18 protein-coding genes are annotated in these 19,049 nt (G+C 45.4%); 7 read left to right on the top strand and 11 right to left on the bottom strand.

Annotated elements, in window-relative coordinates; all coding sequences use genetic code 11:
• Together AC5WJX_RS07215 and AC5WJX_RS07210 are read left to right on the top strand one after the other, a co-directional pair.
• Positions 1 to 513, top strand: a 513-nt coding sequence (locus AC5WJX_RS07215) for a group II intron maturase-specific domain-containing protein (protein ID WP_494483672.1), incomplete at its 5' end; no start/stop codon positions are given.
• A 140-nt stretch (positions 514 to 653) separates the two neighbouring features.
• Positions 654 to 1,370 (top strand): 3-ketoacyl-ACP reductase, encoded by a 717-nt coding sequence (locus AC5WJX_RS07210; RefSeq protein ID WP_494483981.1) that lies wholly within the window; start codon positions 654 to 656, stop codon positions 1,368 to 1,370.
• A gap of 1,020 nt (positions 1,371 to 2,390) precedes the next feature.
• Here AC5WJX_RS07210 and AC5WJX_RS07205 read toward each other — a convergent pair.
• Positions 2,391 to 2,954, bottom strand: a complete 564-nt coding sequence (locus AC5WJX_RS07205; protein ID WP_440430863.1) for a type 1 glutamine amidotransferase domain-containing protein — start codon at positions 2,952 to 2,954, stop codon at positions 2,391 to 2,393.
• Positions 2,955 to 3,353: 399 nt separating this feature from the next.
• Here AC5WJX_RS07205 and AC5WJX_RS07200 point away from each other — a divergent pair, with 399 nt between their 5' ends.
• Positions 3,354 to 6,074, top strand: a complete 2,721-nt coding sequence (locus AC5WJX_RS07200) for a glycoside hydrolase family 2 TIM barrel-domain containing protein (RefSeq protein ID WP_494483980.1) — start codon at positions 3,354 to 3,356, stop codon at positions 6,072 to 6,074.
• Here the strand turns inward: AC5WJX_RS07200 and AC5WJX_RS07195 are convergent, their stop codons facing one another.
• Positions 6,075 to 6,827, bottom strand: coding sequence for a glycosyltransferase family 2 protein (locus tag AC5WJX_RS07195; protein ID WP_494483979.1), 753 nt, complete (start codon positions 6,825 to 6,827; stop codon positions 6,075 to 6,077). It lies immediately after the preceding gene.
• A gap of 6 nt (positions 6,828 to 6,833) precedes the next feature.
• Positions 6,834 to 8,105, bottom strand: coding sequence for a glycosyltransferase family 4 protein (locus AC5WJX_RS07190; protein ID WP_494483978.1), 1,272 nt, complete (start codon positions 8,103 to 8,105; stop codon positions 6,834 to 6,836).
• 102 nt (positions 8,106 to 8,207) lie between these two features.
• On the opposite strand from AC5WJX_RS07190, the gene AC5WJX_RS07185 reads away from it, so the two are divergent.
• Positions 8,208 to 8,963: a class I SAM-dependent methyltransferase gene (locus AC5WJX_RS07185; RefSeq protein WP_494483977.1), complete on the top strand. Its 756-nt coding sequence runs from the start codon at positions 8,208 to 8,210 to the stop codon at positions 8,961 to 8,963.
• Here the strand turns inward: AC5WJX_RS07185 and AC5WJX_RS07180 are convergent, their stop codons facing one another.
• The 8 genes from AC5WJX_RS07180 to upp form a co-directional block, all read right to left on the bottom strand.
• A complete protein-coding gene (locus AC5WJX_RS07180; RefSeq protein WP_494483976.1) occupies positions 8,964 to 10,706 on the bottom strand; it encodes an ATP-binding protein in 1,743 nt (580 codons plus the stop codon).
• Positions 10,707 to 10,828: 122 nt separating this feature from the next.
• Positions 10,829 to 11,731 (bottom strand): glycosyltransferase, encoded by a 903-nt coding sequence (locus AC5WJX_RS07175; RefSeq protein ID WP_494483975.1) that lies wholly within the window; start codon positions 11,729 to 11,731, stop codon positions 10,829 to 10,831.
• A 1-nt stretch (position 11,732) separates the two neighbouring features.
• Entirely contained in the window at positions 11,733 to 12,494 is a 762-nt protein-coding gene (locus AC5WJX_RS07170; RefSeq protein WP_494483974.1) for a class I SAM-dependent methyltransferase, read from the bottom strand.
• 8 nt (positions 12,495 to 12,502) lie between these two features.
• The gene (locus AC5WJX_RS07165) at positions 12,503 to 13,150 is read right to left on the bottom strand and encodes a class I SAM-dependent methyltransferase (RefSeq protein ID WP_494483973.1); all 648 of its coding nucleotides are present in this window, start codon (positions 13,148 to 13,150) and stop codon (positions 12,503 to 12,505) included.
• Entirely contained in the window at positions 13,147 to 14,469 is a 1,323-nt protein-coding gene (locus AC5WJX_RS07160; RefSeq protein WP_494483972.1) for a flippase, read from the bottom strand. The genes AC5WJX_RS07165 and AC5WJX_RS07160 overlap by 4 nt, the downstream gene beginning before the upstream one ends.
• Positions 14,466 to 14,999 (bottom strand): DinB family protein, encoded by a 534-nt coding sequence (locus tag AC5WJX_RS07155; RefSeq protein ID WP_494483971.1) that lies wholly within the window; start codon positions 14,997 to 14,999, stop codon positions 14,466 to 14,468. Before AC5WJX_RS07155 ends, AC5WJX_RS07160 begins: the two co-directional genes overlap by 4 nt.
• Positions 15,000 to 15,015: 16 nt before the next feature.
• Positions 15,016 to 15,705, bottom strand: coding sequence for a YjjG family noncanonical pyrimidine nucleotidase (locus AC5WJX_RS07150; protein ID WP_494483970.1), 690 nt, complete (start codon positions 15,703 to 15,705; stop codon positions 15,016 to 15,018).
• Positions 15,705 to 16,349, bottom strand: coding sequence for a uracil phosphoribosyltransferase (upp, locus tag AC5WJX_RS07145; RefSeq protein WP_440430840.1), 645 nt, complete (start codon positions 16,347 to 16,349; stop codon positions 15,705 to 15,707). The genes AC5WJX_RS07150 and upp overlap by 1 nt, the downstream gene beginning before the upstream one ends.
• A gap of 78 nt (positions 16,350 to 16,427) precedes the next feature.
• Here upp and uvrB point away from each other — a divergent pair, with 78 nt between their 5' ends.
• The 3 genes from uvrB to AC5WJX_RS07130 all read left to right on the top strand — a co-directional run bounded on the left by uvrB (position 16,428) and on the right by AC5WJX_RS07130 (position 19,030).
• Entirely contained in the window at positions 16,428 to 18,464 is a 2,037-nt protein-coding gene (gene uvrB / locus AC5WJX_RS07140) for an excinuclease ABC subunit UvrB (RefSeq protein ID WP_494483969.1), read from the top strand.
• 1 nt (position 18,465) lies between these two features.
• A complete protein-coding gene (locus tag AC5WJX_RS07135; RefSeq protein ID WP_440430836.1) occupies positions 18,466 to 18,666 on the top strand; it encodes a YwbE family protein in 201 nt (66 codons plus the stop codon).
• Between the two features lie 103 nt (positions 18,667 to 18,769).
• Complete coding sequence (locus tag AC5WJX_RS07130; RefSeq protein ID WP_494483968.1) at positions 18,770 to 19,030, top strand: DUF4834 family protein; 261 nt, start codon at positions 18,770 to 18,772, stop codon at positions 19,028 to 19,030.
• The last annotated feature ends 19 nt before the right edge of the window (positions 19,031 to 19,049 follow it).

The raw sequence follows: 19,049 nt of genomic DNA, 5'->3' as shown, positions 1-19,049 counted from the left end.
AAAGTAAACGTGGAAAAGAGCGTGGTTACCCGTCCATGGCAAACCAGACTACTGGGCTTTACCTTTTATCACAAGAAAGGTAGCAAAGGCATTACGGTACACCGTAAAAGCATTAGCACTTACAAGGATAAAATCAGGGAGATTACCTGCCGCAGAAAACCTTACCCGATCGAGGATCGGATGATGCAAATCAGGCAGCTGAACCAGGGTTGGGGGAACTACTTCAAGCTGAGCGAAGCTCATACTGTATTCAGAGAACTTGATGAGTGGGTCCGCAGTCGAGTCAGGCTATGTTATTGGATACAATGGAAGCAGGTAAAGACCCGCGTTAAGCAACTCGAGAAACTTGGGGTTCACCCTGATCAGGCTTATCAATGGGGAAATACCCGAAAAGGCCATTGGCGAACCGTACACAGCCCGATACTGACCCGGACTCTTAACAATGCATTTCTAAAGAAACAGGGGCTACTATGTCTAAAAGAAATAGTAACCCCTAAAGCTGTTTATGTTTAATGAACCGCCGTATGCCGAACGGCACGTACGGTGGTGTGAGGGGACAGGTAATCAAATAATGATTACCTTCCTACTCGATTTACACTGCTGTTGTTTTTTGAACTATGCTTTTTTCTACATTTGTCACAAATCTCAATAACATGGAATCATTAAGTGGAAAAAATGCAATCATAACCGGTGCAGGTAAAGGTATCGGACGTGCAGTGGCCATTGAACTTGCTAAAGAAGGTGTCAACATTGGCTTGATGGCAAGGACTGCTGCAGATCTGGATGCTGTAGCTGCGGAGCTGGCATCGTATGGTGTTAAAACTGCTATCGCAACGGTTAACGTTGCCGATATTGAAGAAGTAAATGTAGCCGTGGCTAAAGTGAAAGCTGAACTTGGCCCGATAGATATCCTGATCAACAATGCGGGGATCTCTTCCTTTGGTCCTTTTATGGAACTTGAGCCAGCAAGGTGGGAGGAAATCGTGAAAGTGAACCTTTTCGGCCCGTACTACATGACACGTGCAGTGCTGCCGGAAATGATGGAACGTAAAACAGGAGATATCCTGAACATCTCCTCCACAGCAGGGAAGAATGGCGCCGCAGTGACTAGCGCTTACAGCGCATCGAAATTCGGCCTTATCGGTATGTCCGAGTCCTTAATGCAGGAAGTTCGTAAACACAATATCCGTGTAAGCACCCTGCTGCCAAGCACCATCGCTACAGATATGGCGAAGGATCTTAAGCTCACCGACGGAAATCCGGAGCGGGTTATGCAGCCTGAAGATTTCGCAGAATTTATGGTGTCTCAGTTGAAGCTGAACCGCCGTGTCTTTGTGAAGGAAGCGGGTTTATGGTCTACAAATCCTTAAAAGCAAAAACAGCTTGTGTCTTTAAGGGAAAAAGTAGCGGGTGGCCTATCCAGGCACCCGCTATTGTAACGCCAGTACTCAACGCTTGAGTCATAAATCTTCGGCAAGGTAATAAGGCGACATTAAAATGGGATTAAAGTATTGTTTTCCGGCGTTAAATGCTTCAAATTTTTTTAGTAACGCAACTTCCACTCAGTTCCACAAAACTTACATCTAATCTTCGTGCGCGTGTGAGCTGCAGCCATTCCTAAGTAGGCCAGACCAATCATGGCGCTCACTAGCCCAAAAACTAAGCAGATATAGATATAGAACATCACACCGGCAGAAATTAGGAGTAAACTAAGCATTGAAAGTCCGACACCATACGTAAATTTCATTTTGCGGCTGTAGACAACCAGCCTGTCCGATTTGCATTTTCTGCATTGCATTTTAGTCATCTGAGTAGGGTGACAAGTCCAAACAACAAGTTAATTCAACTTTCAACGTAACTTATTTGAATGCCGCCGAAGCTTGCTTTTCTTGCTTGATATGATTTATGCATTGAAAAGCAATGAATACAAATCGGAGATATCTTGTCGGGTTTTAATTTCCCGACTGATCGGAATCATTGTATTGCCTTTGCTGTCATAGCAATAAAGTATGTGGGTCGTAAGGTCATAACATAAAACCCCAGATAGTTTATACATTCCTAATCTCTCATCGAAAGCTATTCCCATGTTATATAGGTCTTGCTCAGTTAGTGGCTCATTCATTTGCGTAAATTACAGCTTTTAGTTTAGTTTCAGCGCAAGCCCGCCGCTCGAAACACTGCTAGTCACAAACTCCTAAACCAGCACCTTTGGAAGCATTAAAGGACTTAGTTTAAGCCACATCTTCCATGCTTTTACGCCTAAGAAATAATGAAAACAAACCTTTGAAAAGTGCCTTTTAGATCTTGAAACGACCAGGTGAAATCCGAATTATACTAAAAAAGCCTGATCATGATTTATGATACAGGCTCCTTTTATTCTTCTGTCGAGATTAAGCGTGCTGACCGTCGTGCACACCCTCGGCAAATTCCTCTACGATCTTATCATTGAAGGCAGGCAGGTCTTTCGGGCTTCTGCTGGTCACCAAGCCCTGATCAACCACAACTTCCTCATCCACCCAGTCTGCACCCGCATTTACCAGATCAACTTTCACGGTCTGAAAGGAGGTAAGTTTTCTTCCTTTTACCACTTCAGCGGAAATCAACACCTGCGGTGCATGGCAGATGGCGGCAACAGGTTTTCCAGCCTCAAAAAATGATTTTACGAAGCTGATCGCTTCATCACTGCGCCTTAAAGCATCCGGGTTCAATACGCCGCCAGGAAGCAGTAATCCATGATAATCTTCAGCCTTAACCTCAGACAATACTTTATCTACGTCAAGTTCAATTGTCCAGTCTTTATCGCCTTTCATGGCCTGAATTTTTCCGGGCTCCACCGAAATGATGTGTACGTTAGCACCTTCTTCCTTTAAGCGCTGAACCGGGCTGGTTAATTCCGATTCTTCAAATCCGCTTGCTGCAAGTACTGCAATGTTCTTGTTATTTAATTGTCCCATGGTTATTTCATTTAGGTTATTGATGTTCTTCTGTCATAAACTACAAGTCAGCGAAAAGATTGTTTTTGTAGCTTTGCTATCCATGATCATTCAGACATGCGCATGACCTGCCGCGGCCATCGCGGCTGGCAGAACGGTATCAGCTTTGAAGTTGACCCGCCCTCGATACGGCCTCAACAGGGGGTCAAGCCGGCGTTAACTCGCCCCCCGGCCGGGTCAACGCCGGCTCGACCCCTGCAGAAAGGCTTACAGACCTGTTGTCAGATACCATCTGCTTTAGCACCGATGCTCAGGTTTACAGCATTATATTATGTGAAATTTGCCTTGAAAATGTGTAGTGAACCACGCAAATCTTTATCATAGATTTGGCGCTTAATAAAAAAATATCATTTCGCTCTCATGAAAAATCTTAAACTGCTTGCAGCGTTCCTGACCTGCATGTGTGCTATTTCGTACGCGCATCAATCTGTGGCCACGCAAGCTGCAAGCCCTAAATCCATCCGCAATATCGTTCCGCTTTCCCGGGAATGGAAGTTTATCAAAGACCCAACGAATCAATCTGTTCTTCCAAAATCAAGCTTAGCCTGGCAGGCGGTCAACTTACCCCATACCTGGAATGACAAGGATGTAGAAGATCACATCCCAGGCTATTATCGGGGGGCAGGTTGGTATAAGAAGCTGCTCAAAGCATCAGCGAGCTGGAAGGGTAAGCAGGTGTATTTATGTTTTGATGGTGCTAACCAGGAAACTGAAGTGTTTTTAAATGGCAAAAAGGTTGGGGAACATGCAGGCGGCTATACCCGCTTTTTAATTCCGCTTACCGGTATGCTAAATTTTAAAGGTACTGCCGAGAACCTGATCGCGGTGAAGGTGAATAATAGGTACAATGAAAACATCGCACCACTATCGGCCGACTTTACTTTCTTCGGAGGTATATACCGGAATGTATCGCTATTGGTGTTAAATCCGGTGCACTTTAATGATGATAACTATGGGGCAGGGGGGCTTTACGTTGCCACGCCCGCGGTGTCTGCAGAAAAGGCCAGCATCAAAGTAACGGGCCAGTTCATCAATAATTCCGGCCGCAGCCGCATGCTGGCCTTGCGTAATTTCATAAAAAATCCACAAGGCAGGGTGGTATCCGTGAATACCTTTCCCCTGGGTACTGCTGCAAATGGCAAACGAATTTCCTTTAGTCACAATCTACCTGATGTAGCAAAGCCGGTACTTTGGTCGCCCGAAAGTCCAGCATTATACACCATAATCAGCAATATTGTCGATGCTAAAACTGGTGCAATCTTAGATGAAGTTCAACAGAGAACCGGCTTTCGCTGGTTTAAGTTTGATGCTAAGCAGGGCTTCTTCCTCAATGGCAGGCCTTATAAGCTGATGGGGGCAAGCCGGCATCAGGACTTTAAAGGCATGGGCAATGCTGTGCCACCAGAATTACAGGTGAAAGACGTGAAATTGTTGAAAGCAACGGGTGCCAACTTTCTTCGGGTAGCGCATTATCCACAAGATCAGGCGGTACTTAATGCATGTGATGCGCTGGGTATCCTGGCCTCGGTGGAAATCCCGGTGGTAAGTGAGATTACAGAAAGCGCAGCCTTTACCAACAATGCGATCCGTATGCAGTTGGAGATGATCTTCCAGAACTACAATCACCCCAGCATCGTAATTTGGGCTTATATGAATGAAATCCTACTGAAGACAAAGTTCAAGGATGACGAGAAACGGCGAGAGGTGTATCTGGAAAATGTTAGAAGACTCGCGCTGGCACTTGACAAAGTTACGCGCCGTGTGGATCCATACCGGTACACGATGATGTCTAACCACAACAGCATCAGTCAGTATAAAAAAACTGGTCTGACCAGCATTCCAATGGTCCTGGGTTGGAATTTATATCCTGGATGGTATGGTGGCAAAGTAACCGACATCGGGCCCATATTGGATAAGCTTCATAAGGAAATGCCGAACAAGCCATTCATGGTCACTGAATATGGTGCGGATGCTGATCCAAGAATCCATGCTGATCAACCGGAAAGGTTCGATAAAAGCGTAGAATATGCCGTTAAATACCATCAGATCTACTTAAATGCCATCCTGGACCGGCAGTTTGTAGCTGGTGCACAGGCTTGGAACTTTGCAGATTTCAGTTCAGAAGATCGAGAGGAAACGATGTCCCACATCAATAACAAAGGCCTGATGACCCACGATAGAAGGCCCAAGAACACCTATTTTCTTTACAGCGCCTATTTGTCGCCCAAGGCTTACCTGAAGATTGGCGCCGGCAATGGTGAAACCCGGAGCGGCCAGGGTACAAAAGATGGGAAACTAGCGAAACAGCATGTCGATGTGTTTGGAAATGTGAAAAAAGCAGAGCTGTTTGTAAACGGCAGATCCATCGGTATGAAAACACTTAAAGACCGGACTGCGGGCTGGGAAGTACCATTTAACAATGGACAGAACAGCATCAAAGTGGTATCCGTAGACAGACCTGGCATAGAAGATCAGGCGGAGGTTCATTTCAAGATCATCCCTGAAAATTTAAAAAGTAAGGCGATGTCGTTCATGGGTATCGCAATTTCGGTTGGAGATCCAAGGTACTATATTGACGACATCAAAGGCAAGATCTGGTTACCGGATCAGCCTTATCGGAAGGGATCCTGGGGTTATATCGGAGGAGAGATGTATCAAATGGAAGATCACCTGCGCCAGCCTTTCGGAACGGACAAAACCATCCTGAATACTTTATCCAATCCGATTTATCAAACGCAGCGCATTGGACTTAAAGCATATCGCCTGGATGTTCCGGATGGAAAATATGAGATCACGATGCATTTCGCAGAGCTGGTTGGCTCAGAAATGACGACAGTGCTGCCTTACAACCTATTGGCCCGTTACAAGAAACCGGCAACAGAGAACAGGATCTTCAATATATACCTGGATAAGGTCAGGATTGAAACGGAATTAAACTTGCCAAAGCGATTTGGAGCTGCCAGGGCAGTTTCTAAAAAGACTGTGGCGATTGTGCGGAATGACCGGGGTATCCGATTGGAGTTTGAAGCGATTGCAGGACGTCCGGTACTGAATGCGCTGGAAGTCACCCGCCTGGAGTAATCAGTCGTTGGTCCGGCGGTTTTTTAAGTAATAATAAGTCAGCCTGAAAGCAATAACGACATGATTAAGCAGGTTCGGTAACAGGCCGTAATACTTGCTGAAAATGTGAAAGCGTTCTTTCAGGCTGTCCAAATGTTTTTGCTTGGATACGCCGCCCACCAGGTATTTGGCAACATATCGCCTGGTGTTCACGATTTTTTTAGCCTTTTTAGCAGCTTTTATGATCCAGTCGATGTCGGCGCTATACCGAAAGTTGAGGTCGTAAGGTTCTGTAATCTCACGTTTGATATAAATGGCCTGATGACTGATGTTCATGCCATACTTAAAGCTTCTCCAGGAGAAGTGTTCAGGGGCCTTATGGCGCCGTTGGCCAAGGCTCTCCCAGTTGTCATTGAACATCTCTGTTTCACCGTAATAGATGTCCGCATCATCTCCTGAAGCAAATACCGCAGCTACCGTTTTGCTGTCATAGATCTCGTCACCAGAGTTCATAAACAGCACATAATCACCTGTTGCCAATGCAAGGCCTTTATTCATCGCATCATAGATGCCTTTGTCTGGCTCTGACCGGTAACATGCGAGTCTGTCCTGATAACGTTCAATAACCTGCCTTGTGCCATCTGTAGATGCACCATCAATCACCAGGTATTCGATATGTGGATAGCGCTGGTTCAGCACGGAGCGCATGGTACGTTCAATGTCCCGCACATTATTATAGACAATGGTGATGACGCTTAAAACAGGTTTCGACATTGTATATTATTTGGGTTGTAGATCTAACAGCGACTGGTACAGGTTAAGATGTTTTTCAGCAACAACAGCTTCGGAGAAATGCATTAGAATGGAGCGTCTGGCTTCTTTCTGAATCTCCGGGGCATGTTCGTCGTGGTACAACCATTCAATACCCGTGGCAAGGTCCTCAGCGGATCTGTAGTTTGCCAGGTATCCATTTTCGAGGTGTTTAACCATGTCCGGAATACCGCCGGTTTTGAAGGCCACGACGGGTGTTGCGCAGGACAGGCTTTCCATAACTGTGTTCGGCAAATTATCTTCCAGGGATGGTGCCACGAATACATCTGCTGCGGAGTAACACTTCGCCAGGTGGGTGTCATTTGCAATCGCACCCAGGAAGGTGGTTTTAAAAGGAAAGACTGGCATATCTGCGTTCTCCTTGTTTCCAAAGATGACGAGCTCAATCTTCTCTTTATCGATACCAGGGCGGCTTGCCAGATCATTCAGTGCTTCAATGAGGTAGGAAGTGCCCTTGTGTTTATCATTTTTCGAAGGCATAAATCCGGACATCAGCACGAACTTGTCTGGCGATATTTTGAGCATCCTTTTGGCCTCAGACTTCACATAGGGCTTGAATACATCGGTTTCAATGGTGTTCGGAATGACCGTTACTGGACGAAAGCCCATGAGACTGCTCATCTTTACGGAATTTGCCATCCAATGGCTCGGCGCCACAATGTGGCAGTTGAGTGCAGCATAAGCTTTACTTTTCCGCATCCAGGTTTTATGGGAAATATCTTTCTCGCTGCTGTTTTTCAGCAATGGACAAAAACCACAGGACTTATGGTAGTTCTCACAGGTATACCGGACATGGCATCCCCCGGTGAAGGCATTGCTGTCGTGAAAGGTCCAAACTATTGGTTTGTCGAGTTCATCCAGTTTCGCCAGATCTTTCGGGCGCAGGAAACCATGGTTAATCCAGTGAATGTGAATGATGTCCGCATCTTTCAGCGCGCTACTTTTGGCAATGTTACGCCCAAACCAACTTAGAGAAAAAGGGGTTTTGCTGTTTTTAGCAAAGAGTTTAACAAGGTAACGTTCTGCCAGGATATTGAATACAGCTTTAGTTTTCTGAAAGACATTTTTACTGAACGTTCCAGTTTTGGTGCTGTCGTTAAATTGAAAGAATACCATCACCCTGGAAGCAGCTCCGCCTGCATTCAAGGCATGATTTAAGCGAAGGCAGGCTCTTCCGGCGCCGCCATTTCCTTCGTATGTATTTAGGTGTACAATTTTCAATTTCTCAAAAATACAGATTATTGGTTAGCGATTGCTATAATCTTGTATTTTTGAAAGGCAAGATCCTTGCTGATCAGCTGGGTTAACTTGCTTACAACTTTTATGGACAATCTTTTAACAGACAGAGCATTTTGGGTGAATTATTGGGAACGTAAAAGTGGCTTATCCATAAATGTTCCCGCCAACTATTTATTCCATAAAGAACTGGGCACGATCATTAAAGAACAACAGGTTAAAACGGCCATTGAATTGGGTGGATTCCCTGGCTACTATGCCGTGTTTCTGAAAAAGTATTTTAGATTAGATGTCACTCTGCTGGATTACTTTATTCACCAGCCCATTACCAATTCGCTTTTGGAGGCTAATTCGCTTCAAGTAAACGAAATCATGGTGATTGAGACTGATCTATTTAAATATCAGCCGGAACAGCGTTACGATCTGGTGCTTTCCTGCGGATTGATTGAACATTTCGTCGATACTGCCGATATCATCAAGCGGCACATTGGCTTTCTAAAACCCGGTGGAACGCTGTTCATTACCTTGCCAAATTTCAAAGCGGTAAATGGCTGGTTTCAGAAGCAGTTTGATCCTGAGAATTATAAGATACACAACATCAACTGCATGGACCCTGAATTGCTTGCCGGAATATGCAAAGCGCAGGGTTTGGAAGTCATCAAAGCAGGCTATTATGGAAACTTCAGCATCTGGCTTGAAGATGAGCAGCATAAACCTACATTAGTGCGGATGTTCAAAAAGTTGGTGTGGACGGCGGGAAAGGTGTTTACCAAGGTTATACCTTTTAACTCCAGGCAGTTGTCACCCTATATTATCCTGGAGGCCAGGAAGCCGTCTTCTTAGTTATGCAATTGTAGAATGTATCCTATCCTGTAACTTTTCCTTCAACTCGTTCAGTTGGAAGGGCTTGTGTAAGTAATTGTCCATTCCACATGCTTTAACTTTATCCTGAACACTCTCGGAAACGGAAGCCGTTAGTGCAATGATATAGGTTGCTGCCTTTTCCCGATTAGGTAATTGTCTGATCCGACGCGTCGCTTCTGCACCGTCCATCACAGGCATATGCATATCCATCAGGATGACATCATAGTCTTTGTTGTTTAGATACTCCAGCACCTTTTCCCCATTTTCAGCAATATCTGCCGTGATGTTCCATCGCTTGAACAGCTGTTTCATAAAATAGATGTTCATGATATTGTCTTCTGCCAGCAGCACCCGCAGGTTGCTGATCTCGGGGTCGATTACCTCGTTATTTTTAGCTACCCGAGCAGGTGCCTGAGCTATGGTATCAAACGCCAGGTCGAAGAAAAAGGAGGTGCCTTTTCCAGGAGTGCTTTCCACCTGAATCTGGCCTCCCTGCATTTCTACCAGCTGTTTTACAATAGAGAGGCCTAGTCCTGTGCCGCCGAACTTCCGTGTCGTATCTGCTGAGGCTTGAGCATAAGGCTCAAAAATGAGCTTTTGCTGAGCCTTGCTGATCCCGATTCCGGTATCCGAAACATTAAACCTGAGCGTATAGCGGGTACTAACTTTTTCGACAATCGCTATAGATACCGTAACGGCTCCTTTTTCGGTAAACTTCATGGCGTTGCCAACCAGGTTATACAAGATCTGGCTCAGGCGGGTGGGATCTCCAATGATCTGAATGCGGTTCAATTCCTGATCTACATTCAGGGAAAAGCTGATCTTATGCTCTTCCGCCTTGATCGAAGCGCCTTTGCCAATACTCGTTAATAGGGTTGGGAGGCTAAAGGGGATGGATTCGAGGTCAAATTTCCCGGATTCCAGTTTATTGATATCGAGTATATTGTTGATCAGCGCAAGTAAGCTTTCTGCTGAAAACTTCAGTGCATCCAGTTGTTCGTTCTGTTTATTGTCTTTATTGTCCTGAATCAGTAGGCTTGCGATGCCGATTACCGAGTTCAAAGGTGTTCTTAGCTCGTGGGACATGGTTGCCAGGAAGTTTGTTTTGATCTTTGCAACTTCCGTTAACCTCTTGTTGAGTAGCTTTTTGTTATTGAGATTGCCATATAATGCACCATGAAAATAGATATACGAAACCAGCATTACAACCACGTTGATGAAAATGTAAAGGTCGTTATAGGGTTGTGGATAAGGTTTCAGTGCTGGTGTCCAGACGAAATTAAGGTAATTGGGTAGGATTAATGCCGCAGATGCAATAAGGGTGTAGATTGTGCCCCACTTTTTGTTCAGTCCAAAAAAGCTGCAGATGATGGTCATAAACACATACTGGAGGGCAAGAATGTCAGCGCCAATTGATGGACTATACACCCTGCGGTATATGTGGAGTATGGTGGCCAGCAGCGCCAGGTGAATGGCTATCTTGACGTATTTTTGGTGTTTCCTGATCAAATAAATCAACAATACCGAGGAGAATATCATAAATAAAGCCGGAGGAATGTCGGCCGGGTGCTTTCCGCTGATCGCAATTACGAGCTTGATAAAGCCCTTGAGCACGTTGCCCCCGAGCATTAAGTAGAATAGCTGCTGTTGCGCTTTTCTGATACTGGTAAAATGAGAATGCGTTGATTTGAATCGTAGCAAAGGATGTACTTTGAGGTTCATCTATTAACTTAAAGTCTATCTGCAATAACTGAAGACAGCGCGCAAAAATAAGTAATTGCATTGACAATCAAAACCTTAATGTCAGTGGTTATGATTAGGCTTCTACTTAGATTTAAGCGCTTTTAAGACGAGAACTTCCCTTTAACGAACCGTACAAGCCTGGTCCAATATGATCCCTTGCGGTTTGCCAGAAACTTTTTGATGGCCTGATAGGCCGCTGGGTGCTCCTTGATCGTTGCTGGAAATTGGCGAATTGGCCTGGGATTAATAATTACATTGTAAATGTCGTTTACACCAGAATGTACACCCGTGCCATCATGACCAATGTTATTCACCAGGGAGTGTGAAGGGTTAAGTGTTAAACCTCCTTTAAGGAAAATCGACGCATACCAACGGATTGCCCAGGAGTTGTTCTTACCCTTTTTGAAGTCCTGCATCTGTTTCCAGAAATTCATGGTCTTATCAATAGAGAAGTCATGAATCATCTTGGCATCAAATTGTGGGATCAGCACATCAATGTCTGGCTCGAAATGTTTCCAGGCCCTTTCCCAGGTTGCCCAGCCCCAGCTGGTTGCAGCGCGATAGAAAAAGCTCTCCGGAAGATTAGGGGTTGTTAAGGGATACATGTAAGCACCGATGTGCATCACCTTGTGCTCGTAGCGATAGCGGTTAAGCGCTTCATTGAAATAGGTAAGCGTATGCGGTGAGGTAACCAGATCGTCTTCCAATACAATCACCTGTTTGTAGTCGTTGATAAGTTGTGTCACACCAGCAATCACGGAATTTGCCAACCCTGCATTTTCCTTGCGCTGGATGATCTCTACAGACTTAAAGCCTTCGATGGTTTTAAGGAAGTCACGTACTTCCTGCACCTTGTCTTCATCTGCAAGACTTTTCGGTCCATCAGAAAATATAAATAACCGGCTTTCTGGCGCAACCTCGTTCTGTTGAAGAAATTTGATTGTTCTTTCTGTATGTTGGGGCCGGTTATAGACAAATAATGCTATTGGAGCGAAATTTTGCATTTTAAAATATTTTCAGGTTTTGACTGGAGTTTTTGGTGAGCACCGTATAGGCATTTCCAAATTGCTCTTGTTTTTTCTTTCCAAGAATGGATCCGAACAGCTTTTTCAAGCGGTATTCCAGTTCTATTTTAAGTACCCTGGTTATAGTCTTTTTGTTTTTTTTATTCTCGAACTCATTAAACTTAATGGTCTCTGGAGGGGTAAGGGAGGTTTGGTCGGTAATGATCTCCAGCCCTTCAGTTTGAAGTAAAAAGCGGAGCAGCGTGGGGCTGTACATGTTGATGTGGCCATAGTTCAGGAAGTGTTTCATGCGCCTGTCCACTCCGAAGCGGTAATCCAGCGGTACTTCAATAACCACATATCTGGCTACCCGTTTTAATTCACGCAGCAGCATACGCACATGCTCTACGTGTTCAAGCACATGGGCCAGGATGACCAGGTCAAAATGCTGGTCTGGATACGGGATCTTATAGCCGTCAAAGGCTTGTACCGCACGCAGGTTCTTTAGCTTGCGTTGTTTGATCCTTTCCACGCCAGTATCTGCAATTTCAAGGGCGTGGATTTCTTTTCCAAAATTCGCGGCATCCAGAAAATGCAGGATACTGCCGTCGCCGGCACCAACTTCAAGGATCTTTTCCGGATTTATACTTTTGCAGACCTCCATGATGTTTCGTGCCTTGGCTTTGGCACCAAGCATACGCCAGGCCTCATCACTGGATTTATAGAAGTCATTATAAGCGCTTTTTACGTCTTCACTTAACATAGCTATTCCTAGATCAAGAGGCAGTTATCAGGTCGGTAAAAGACGGAAGTTGCTTTGAGGTAAAACAGTCCAGGCGAAATGCCGCTAAAGGATAGTTCTTTGAAGCCTGCATGTTTCAGCAAGATCCTGGCGTCGTTATAGGCTGGGCGTTCAGAATCGTCAAGCACAATCACGCCTTTGTCGCTAAGTGCGGCAAGGCCATATTTACAGCAGTTCACACGGTCGCGGCCATCAACGATGATGATGTCGAACTTTTCGCTGAGCATGCCGGCTTTGCGGGCATATTCGCCATCGGTACTAAGCTGCGTATAGATCATCTCTGCATTTGCGGGTTTGCTGCCTACAATTTTCTTGTACCAGGATTCATCGTGTTCCACGGAAACGACCCGGCCAACACGAGCAGCATAGAACAGGGTGGAACTACCGGACCCGTATTCGAATACAACCTGGTTCTTGTTCAACCTGCCACGGATAAAATCTATGAAGGCGTAGGTTACCCAAGGAATGGGATCGCCATTTTCATCGATGGCCTGCTGTTCATCGAATGCACGAAACCAGCCGATGCTGTTCAGATAACCTTTGTGCCCGTAGGATAGGAGCGCTTTCAACCGGCGTGGTTTAGCCAGCAGCGTCGTTAATGCTTTAAGTGTACTCAAAATTTAAATATTTTTTGTGCCGCGGAAATCAAAAATAAGGATTTTAACATCATAATGCCTTGCTGCCGGGTATGAGGTAAAAATAAAAGATAAAAGGTCGAAAATATACAGGCGATCAACGTTGCGATTGATGCCCCCATGCCGCCATAAAGGGGAATTAACCACAAGTTTAGGACCACATTTAGCACCGCACCGAGGGCCGTGCGCTGAAAAGAAACTAATGTATAGCCTTCTGCAAGCAGGTATTGGGTACTTGCACTGCCAAGAAAAACGAATACACCCGACCAGATGTGGATGGCGAGCATTGGTCCGGCACCCTCAAATTGGTTATTTCTGTATAGCAGATTGATGATGTCTGAACCGAAGAAACTGATGAAGAAGGCCACAGGCAGACTGATAAAGATCAACAGATCGTAGAGATTACCCATCCTTTTATGGTATCGCTCCAGGTCCGTCTTTCGTGCATGTATGATTGCGGGGAAGACGGATGTCACGATTGCCACAGGGATAAAGTACCAGGCTTCACTTAGTTTTGCCGCTGCAGCATAAATGCCCACTTCCGCACTGCCAACCGTCTTTAGCATCACCTGGTCGATTTTCATGTAAATGGATACCATTACTGCGGAAAGGATCAGCGGGAAGGATTGCTTCAGCAGTGATCTTGCCCGGTTCATATTGAAGTACCACTTGCGCATCTGCTGTCCGCGGCGATGGTACATCCAGACCAATCCAGCGGCGAGGATAAAACCATCAAAACAAAGGGCGACGGCAAAGTAGATCACGGGTAATCCTAGAACAACCAGCAAAACTTTCACGGCCGCAGATATGATGACGCAGACATTCTGAACCTGCACCACATATTTTGATGCAACTTGCGACTGGAAATAGGAGTCAATCACATTGAAGGATTTAAAAAATGAGGCAAATGCCAGAAAGAATACGATCCATGTCAAGGAGTGATCACTGCGTCCGGAGAAATGATGAAAAACGACATAGATCAGTACCGAGATGGGAATCAATAGTAAATTGACTGCAATTCGCATGTACAGTGAAGTACCAAGGATCTCGTCTTTTTTGTCGGGGTTTTGTATGATCTCACGGATGATGAAACTGTCTAGCCCCAAAGTACCCACGGCAGCTACAATGGCTGTGAGCGCATCTGCAAAGCTGAGATCTCCAAAGGATATAGCACCTAAATAGTTTGCCGTAAGCAGGTTGATGACCATGCTTAGGATTTTCCCGAACATCAGCCATCCGGTATTCTTTAAATATTTTTGGAAAGCATCTTGGTCAAAGCCCTTGATCCCCGGAATGTTCATGGGCGCAAAGATGTAAAATTATCTTGCTTGTCGATTCGATTCAGTTGTTTCAGGTGATGTTTCAAGTGAATCTCTATAAATCTCAACCATTGCAGCGCGTTCAAGTAGCCAAGTCTCGGGTGTGCAATTTTGCGCTCCGGTGCTGCGGTTTTAAGCTTTTCCGCATAGGGTTGAAGCTTATGCTCAAATTCAGCGATTAAGGCTGCGGCTTCAGCGCTGCTGATCTTGCGTACCCGCGACTCGAACTGTTTGGGGACTTTGAATTTCATCGCTGGAGGAAATGCGCCGAAGAAGAGTATGGCACGTGTAATAAATGGTGTTTTCCCTTGTTTTGCCTCCCCTGTAAGGCAGCGTTCAATGGCTTCCAGCGACAAGATGCTCAGGTCGAAGATATGTGCGTAAACCTCGGCGTAGGACCAGCCGCCATCAGCAGGGCTAAGGTGGAACTTTGCTGGAGTCACCGCTCCAAGACGCTTCCGGTAAGCGTCTGTTGTGGTCTGGATGGAACTAAAAACGCCTGCTGTATCCATAAGGGTAAATTTAAGCTTAGAAATGTAGAAGCAATTCTTCCAGGTGGTAGATCTCACGTGTCACGTCCGCTGGTTTCTTTTTCCGTAATGGATTGAAGAAAATCGCTTCCATACCGAATTGCTGTGCACCGTAAATATCTGCCTCCAGGCTGTCGCCAATCATCACACTTTCTTCCAGGCTGGCACTTGCCTTATCAATCGCATATTGAAAGACATTAGGATGCGGTTTATTGAAGCCAACATCCTCGGAGATGATGACATGCTGAAAATAGGGGTTTAAGCCGGAAAGGTTCATCTTGGTAATGGTCGTTTCTTTGAAACCATTGGTAATGATGTGCAGCTGGTACCGCTGTTTCAGGTATTCCAGGACCTTCAGTGAACCTTCAAAAAGGTTGGTCTTGGTTGGACTAAGTCGTACGTAATCTTCCTCAAACTGCAGGGGTACAAGTTCAGGAAGGATGCCCATCTGAACAAACGTCCTTTTGAAGCGTTCGGCGCGCAAGAGTTCTTTGGATATTTTTCCTAAATGGTAGTCGGCCCAGAGTGCGTGATTGTTAAGCGTATAGTTCAGGATAAATTCCTCTGCAGAGCTCAGCCCCAATTCATCTAATTTATAATGCTGATATAACTCCATAAGGGTTTCTTCAGCATTTCTGTCAAAGTCCCAGATCGTATGATCGAGGTCAAAAAAGATGTGTTTTTTCATTATAATTTCTTTCCAAAGGCCAGATCACCGGCGTCACCCAGTCCAGGCACAATGTACGACTTGCTTGTCATCTCTTCATCAATTGCACCGACCCAGAGTCTTGCATTTGGAAGGTTTGCCTGTATATGACGGATGCCTTCTGCACTGGCGATAAGGCCGACGATATGCAGTTCCTTGACTTTGAACCTGGCGAGCAGCTCTTTGCAACACATGACCATGCTTAAGCCTGTGGCCAGCATCGGGTCAGACATGATCAGGATTCTGTCATTCAGGTCGGGGGTGGAAATGTTCTCGATCTGTATGGTGAAAGCGCCGCTGCTATGCATCTTGCGGTATGCAGAAACAAACACCGAATCGGAAAGATCGAAGATGTTTAACATTCCGGCATGTAATGGGAGTCCTGCTCTAAGGATGGTACCTAACACCGGTGGGCTGGTCAGCGTTTTCGTCTGAGCAATGCCAAGCGGCGTCTGCGTTTCCGCATCACTGTACTTCAAAGTTTTACTGATTTCAAAGGCAAAGAATTCACCCAGGCGTTCAAGGTTTCTTCTGAAACGCGCGGGGTCACGTTGTATATTAATGTCCCTTAATTCAGCGATGAAGGTGTTTGCAATGGAGTTGACTTTGTTTAATTCGAACATCATAGGCGCAGTAAAGGTACCTAAAATTAGGATATTAAGACGATATTCCAATATGGCAATAATGCTTATCTTTGAATACCTATGAAATTTAAAATAGCATCCAATTATAAACCCACCGGTGATCAGCCAAATGCAATAGCCCAACTGGTGGAGGGCGTTAATAATAATGAACACTATCAAACCCTGCTGGGGGTGACGGGTTCGGGTAAAACTTTTACCATTGCGAATGTTATTGAACAGACACAAAAGCCAACCTTAATATTAAGTCACAACAAGACCCTTGCTGCACAGTTGTATGGGGAGTTTAAGCAGTTTTTTCCGGATAATGCCGTAAACTATTTCGTTTCCTACTACGATTACTATCAGCCTGAGGCCTACATGCCCAGCAGCAACACCTATATTGAAAAAGATCTAAGCATTAACGAGGAGATCGAGAAGTTGAGGCTTCGTACCACCTCTGCGCTGATGTCGGGACGCCGCGATGTGATCGTTGTTTCCTCAATTTCCTGTATCTACGGTATGGGTAATCCAGAGGATTTTTCAAGATCGGTGTTTCGCTTTGCTGTCGGTACGAGAATTTCCAGGAACTCGTTTCTGCATAGCCTGGTGGAGATCCTGTATGCCAGGACCATCAATGATTTTAAACGTGGGACATTCCGCGTAAAGGGGGATACGGTGGATGTATATCCGGCGTACCTGGATAATGCTTACCGGATATCATTCTTTGGTGATGACATTGAAGAACTCTCCGTGATTGATCCGGTATCGGGGAAGACGATTGAAAAGCTGGAAGACATGGCGATATACCCGGCTAATTTGTTTGTTACGCCTAAAGACCGCTTCAACTCCTCCATTTGGGGTATACAGGAAGAGCTGGAGATCCGTAAGAATCAGCTTATTGGTGACCGGCAACTGTTGGAAGCAAAGCGACTTGAAGAGCGGGTAAATTTCGATATCGAAATGATGAAGGAGCTTGGGTATTGCTCTGGTATTGAGAACTATTCCAGGTTCTTCGATGGCCGTTCGCCGGGGATGCGGCCATTCTGCTTGCTGGATTATTTTCCGGATGATTACCTGATGGTTATCGACGAGAGCCACGTGACGGTTCCGCAGATCCGTGCGATGTATGGTGGTGACCGCTCCCGAAAGATGTCGCTGGTGGAATATGGCTTCCGGCTGCCATCTGCATTGGACAACAGGCCTTTGAATTTTGATGAGTTTGAAAGGCTTGCTCCACAGACGATTTACGTAAGTGCGACCCCGGCGGATTATGAGCTGCAGAAATCTGAAGGTGTGGTGATCGAACAGGTGATCAGGCCTACAGGTTTGCTTGATCCGGAGATTGAGGTTCGCCCGGCCATCAACCAGGTGGATGACCTGCTGGATGAAGTGGATAAAACGATTAAGATGGGGGACCGCGTGCTGGTAACCACCTTAACCAAACGTATGGCTGAGGAGCTGACCAAGTATATGGATCGTTTGAACATCAAAGTACGCTATATTCACTCTGAAGTGAAGACCCTTGAACGGGTAGAGATCCTGCGTGGCTTGCGTTTGGGCGAATTTGATGTGCTGATCGGAATCAACTTGTTAAGAGAGGGACTTGATTTACCGGAAGTATCGCTGGTGGCCATTCTTGATGCAGATAAGGAAGGTTTCCTTCGCTCGGAGCGCTCGCTCATTCAGACGATCGGACGTGCGGCGAGGAATGATCGCGGCCGGGTGATCATGTATGCGGATAGCATTACGGATTCCATGGAAAAAACCATCGATGAGACCCGCAGACGCCGTGAGCGACAAATTGCTTATAACCTGGAACATGGCATTACGCCAAAGACGGTCGGAAAATCGAGAGAAGCGATCATGGAACAAACCTCCATGTTGAACTTTGCTGATAAAAATGAAAGCGCTAAAGCATACGTGGAATTTGATGAGGTAAGCCTGGCAGCAGATCCGGTGGTGCAGTATATGAGTAAACCGGAAATGCAAAAGGCAATTGACAGGACTAAAAAAGACATGGCAAAAGCCGCCAAGGATATGGACTTCCTGTTAGCAGCAAGGCTTCGTGATGAGATGTTTGCTATGGAAAAAATATTTGAGGAGCGGTTTTCAAAATAATATGGACGGAAGAAACAGAAAGGACATTTACCCGGGCTTGGCGGTAAATATCATATTGAAAAAGGATCAGCGTACCGGTAATCTGACCGAAGGCATTGTTGCAAACATTTTAACCTCAGCACCTTATCATTCCCGCGGAATAAAGGTTAGACTGGAAGATGGACAGGTTGGCCGGGTAGCGGAAATATTGGACGAAGATTAAAGTGGTGTGCTTATTGTGTATGTAATTCTTGTGCAATAAATTTCAGCTTGCTGTAATAATGAAAGGGCAAATCCGTCATATTTGTAAATATCAGTTGTAAAACATGGGTTTAATAAAATTTATATTTATCACCATAATGGTGCTTTGGTTGATCAGATTACTTATCAGGCTGATCTTTCCATTGGTGCTAAAAAGTATGTTTAGCAAAATGCAGCAGACTGCCGCCGACCCAAGGCAGCAACAGCAGCAGCAAAGAAGAAGGACCCCTGAAGGTTCGATCAATATTGACTATGTACCACCACAGCCTAAGAAGGGAAATGCCGATAAACTTGGTGATTTCGTGGAGTATGAGGAAGTGAAATAATATTTTATAATTCTTCATT

This window comes from Pedobacter sp. NEAU-ZC8, from assembly GCF_059278965.1.
This window is presented reverse-complemented; position numbering and strand designations above follow the sequence as displayed.

What these genes read in the sequence shown, in the direction of transcription:
- AC5WJX_RS07155 (WP_494483971.1), bottom strand. Translation starts at nt 14,999, where the DNA reads ATGGATACAGCAGGCGTTTTTAGTTCCATCCAGACCACAACAGACGCT.
- AC5WJX_RS07210 (WP_494483981.1), top strand. Translation starts at nt 654, where the DNA reads ATGGAATCATTAAGTGGAAAAAATGCAATCATAACCGGTGCAGGTAAA.
- AC5WJX_RS07150 (WP_494483970.1), bottom strand. Translation starts at nt 15,705, where the DNA reads ATGAAAAAACACATCTTTTTTGACCTCGATCATACGATCTGGGACTTT.
- AC5WJX_RS07175 (WP_494483975.1), bottom strand. Translation starts at nt 11,731, where the DNA reads ATGCAAAATTTCGCTCCAATAGCATTATTTGTCTATAACCGGCCCCAA.
- AC5WJX_RS07160 (WP_494483972.1), bottom strand. Translation starts at nt 14,469, where the DNA reads ATGAACATTCCGGGGATCAAGGGCTTTGACCAAGATGCTTTCCAAAAA.
- AC5WJX_RS07130 (WP_494483968.1), top strand. Translation starts at nt 18,770, where the DNA reads ATGGGTTTAATAAAATTTATATTTATCACCATAATGGTGCTTTGGTTG.
- AC5WJX_RS07180 (WP_494483976.1), bottom strand. Translation starts at nt 10,706, where the DNA reads ATGAACCTCAAAGTACATCCTTTGCTACGATTCAAATCAACGCATTCT.
- AC5WJX_RS07185 (WP_494483977.1), top strand. Translation starts at nt 8,208, where the DNA reads ATGGACAATCTTTTAACAGACAGAGCATTTTGGGTGAATTATTGGGAA.
- uvrB (WP_494483969.1), top strand. Translation starts at nt 16,428, where the DNA reads ATGAAATTTAAAATAGCATCCAATTATAAACCCACCGGTGATCAGCCA.
- AC5WJX_RS07205 (WP_440430863.1), bottom strand. Translation starts at nt 2,954, where the DNA reads ATGGGACAATTAAATAACAAGAACATTGCAGTACTTGCAGCAAGCGGA.
- AC5WJX_RS07170 (WP_494483974.1), bottom strand. Translation starts at nt 12,494, where the DNA reads ATGTTAAGTGAAGACGTAAAAAGCGCTTATAATGACTTCTATAAATCC.
- AC5WJX_RS07135 (WP_440430836.1), top strand. Translation starts at nt 18,466, where the DNA reads ATGGACGGAAGAAACAGAAAGGACATTTACCCGGGCTTGGCGGTAAAT.
- upp (WP_440430840.1), bottom strand. Translation starts at nt 16,349, where the DNA reads ATGATGTTCGAATTAAACAAAGTCAACTCCATTGCAAACACCTTCATC.
- AC5WJX_RS07195 (WP_494483979.1), bottom strand. Translation starts at nt 6,827, where the DNA reads ATGTCGAAACCTGTTTTAAGCGTCATCACCATTGTCTATAATAATGTG.
- AC5WJX_RS07200 (WP_494483980.1), top strand. Translation starts at nt 3,354, where the DNA reads ATGAAAAATCTTAAACTGCTTGCAGCGTTCCTGACCTGCATGTGTGCT.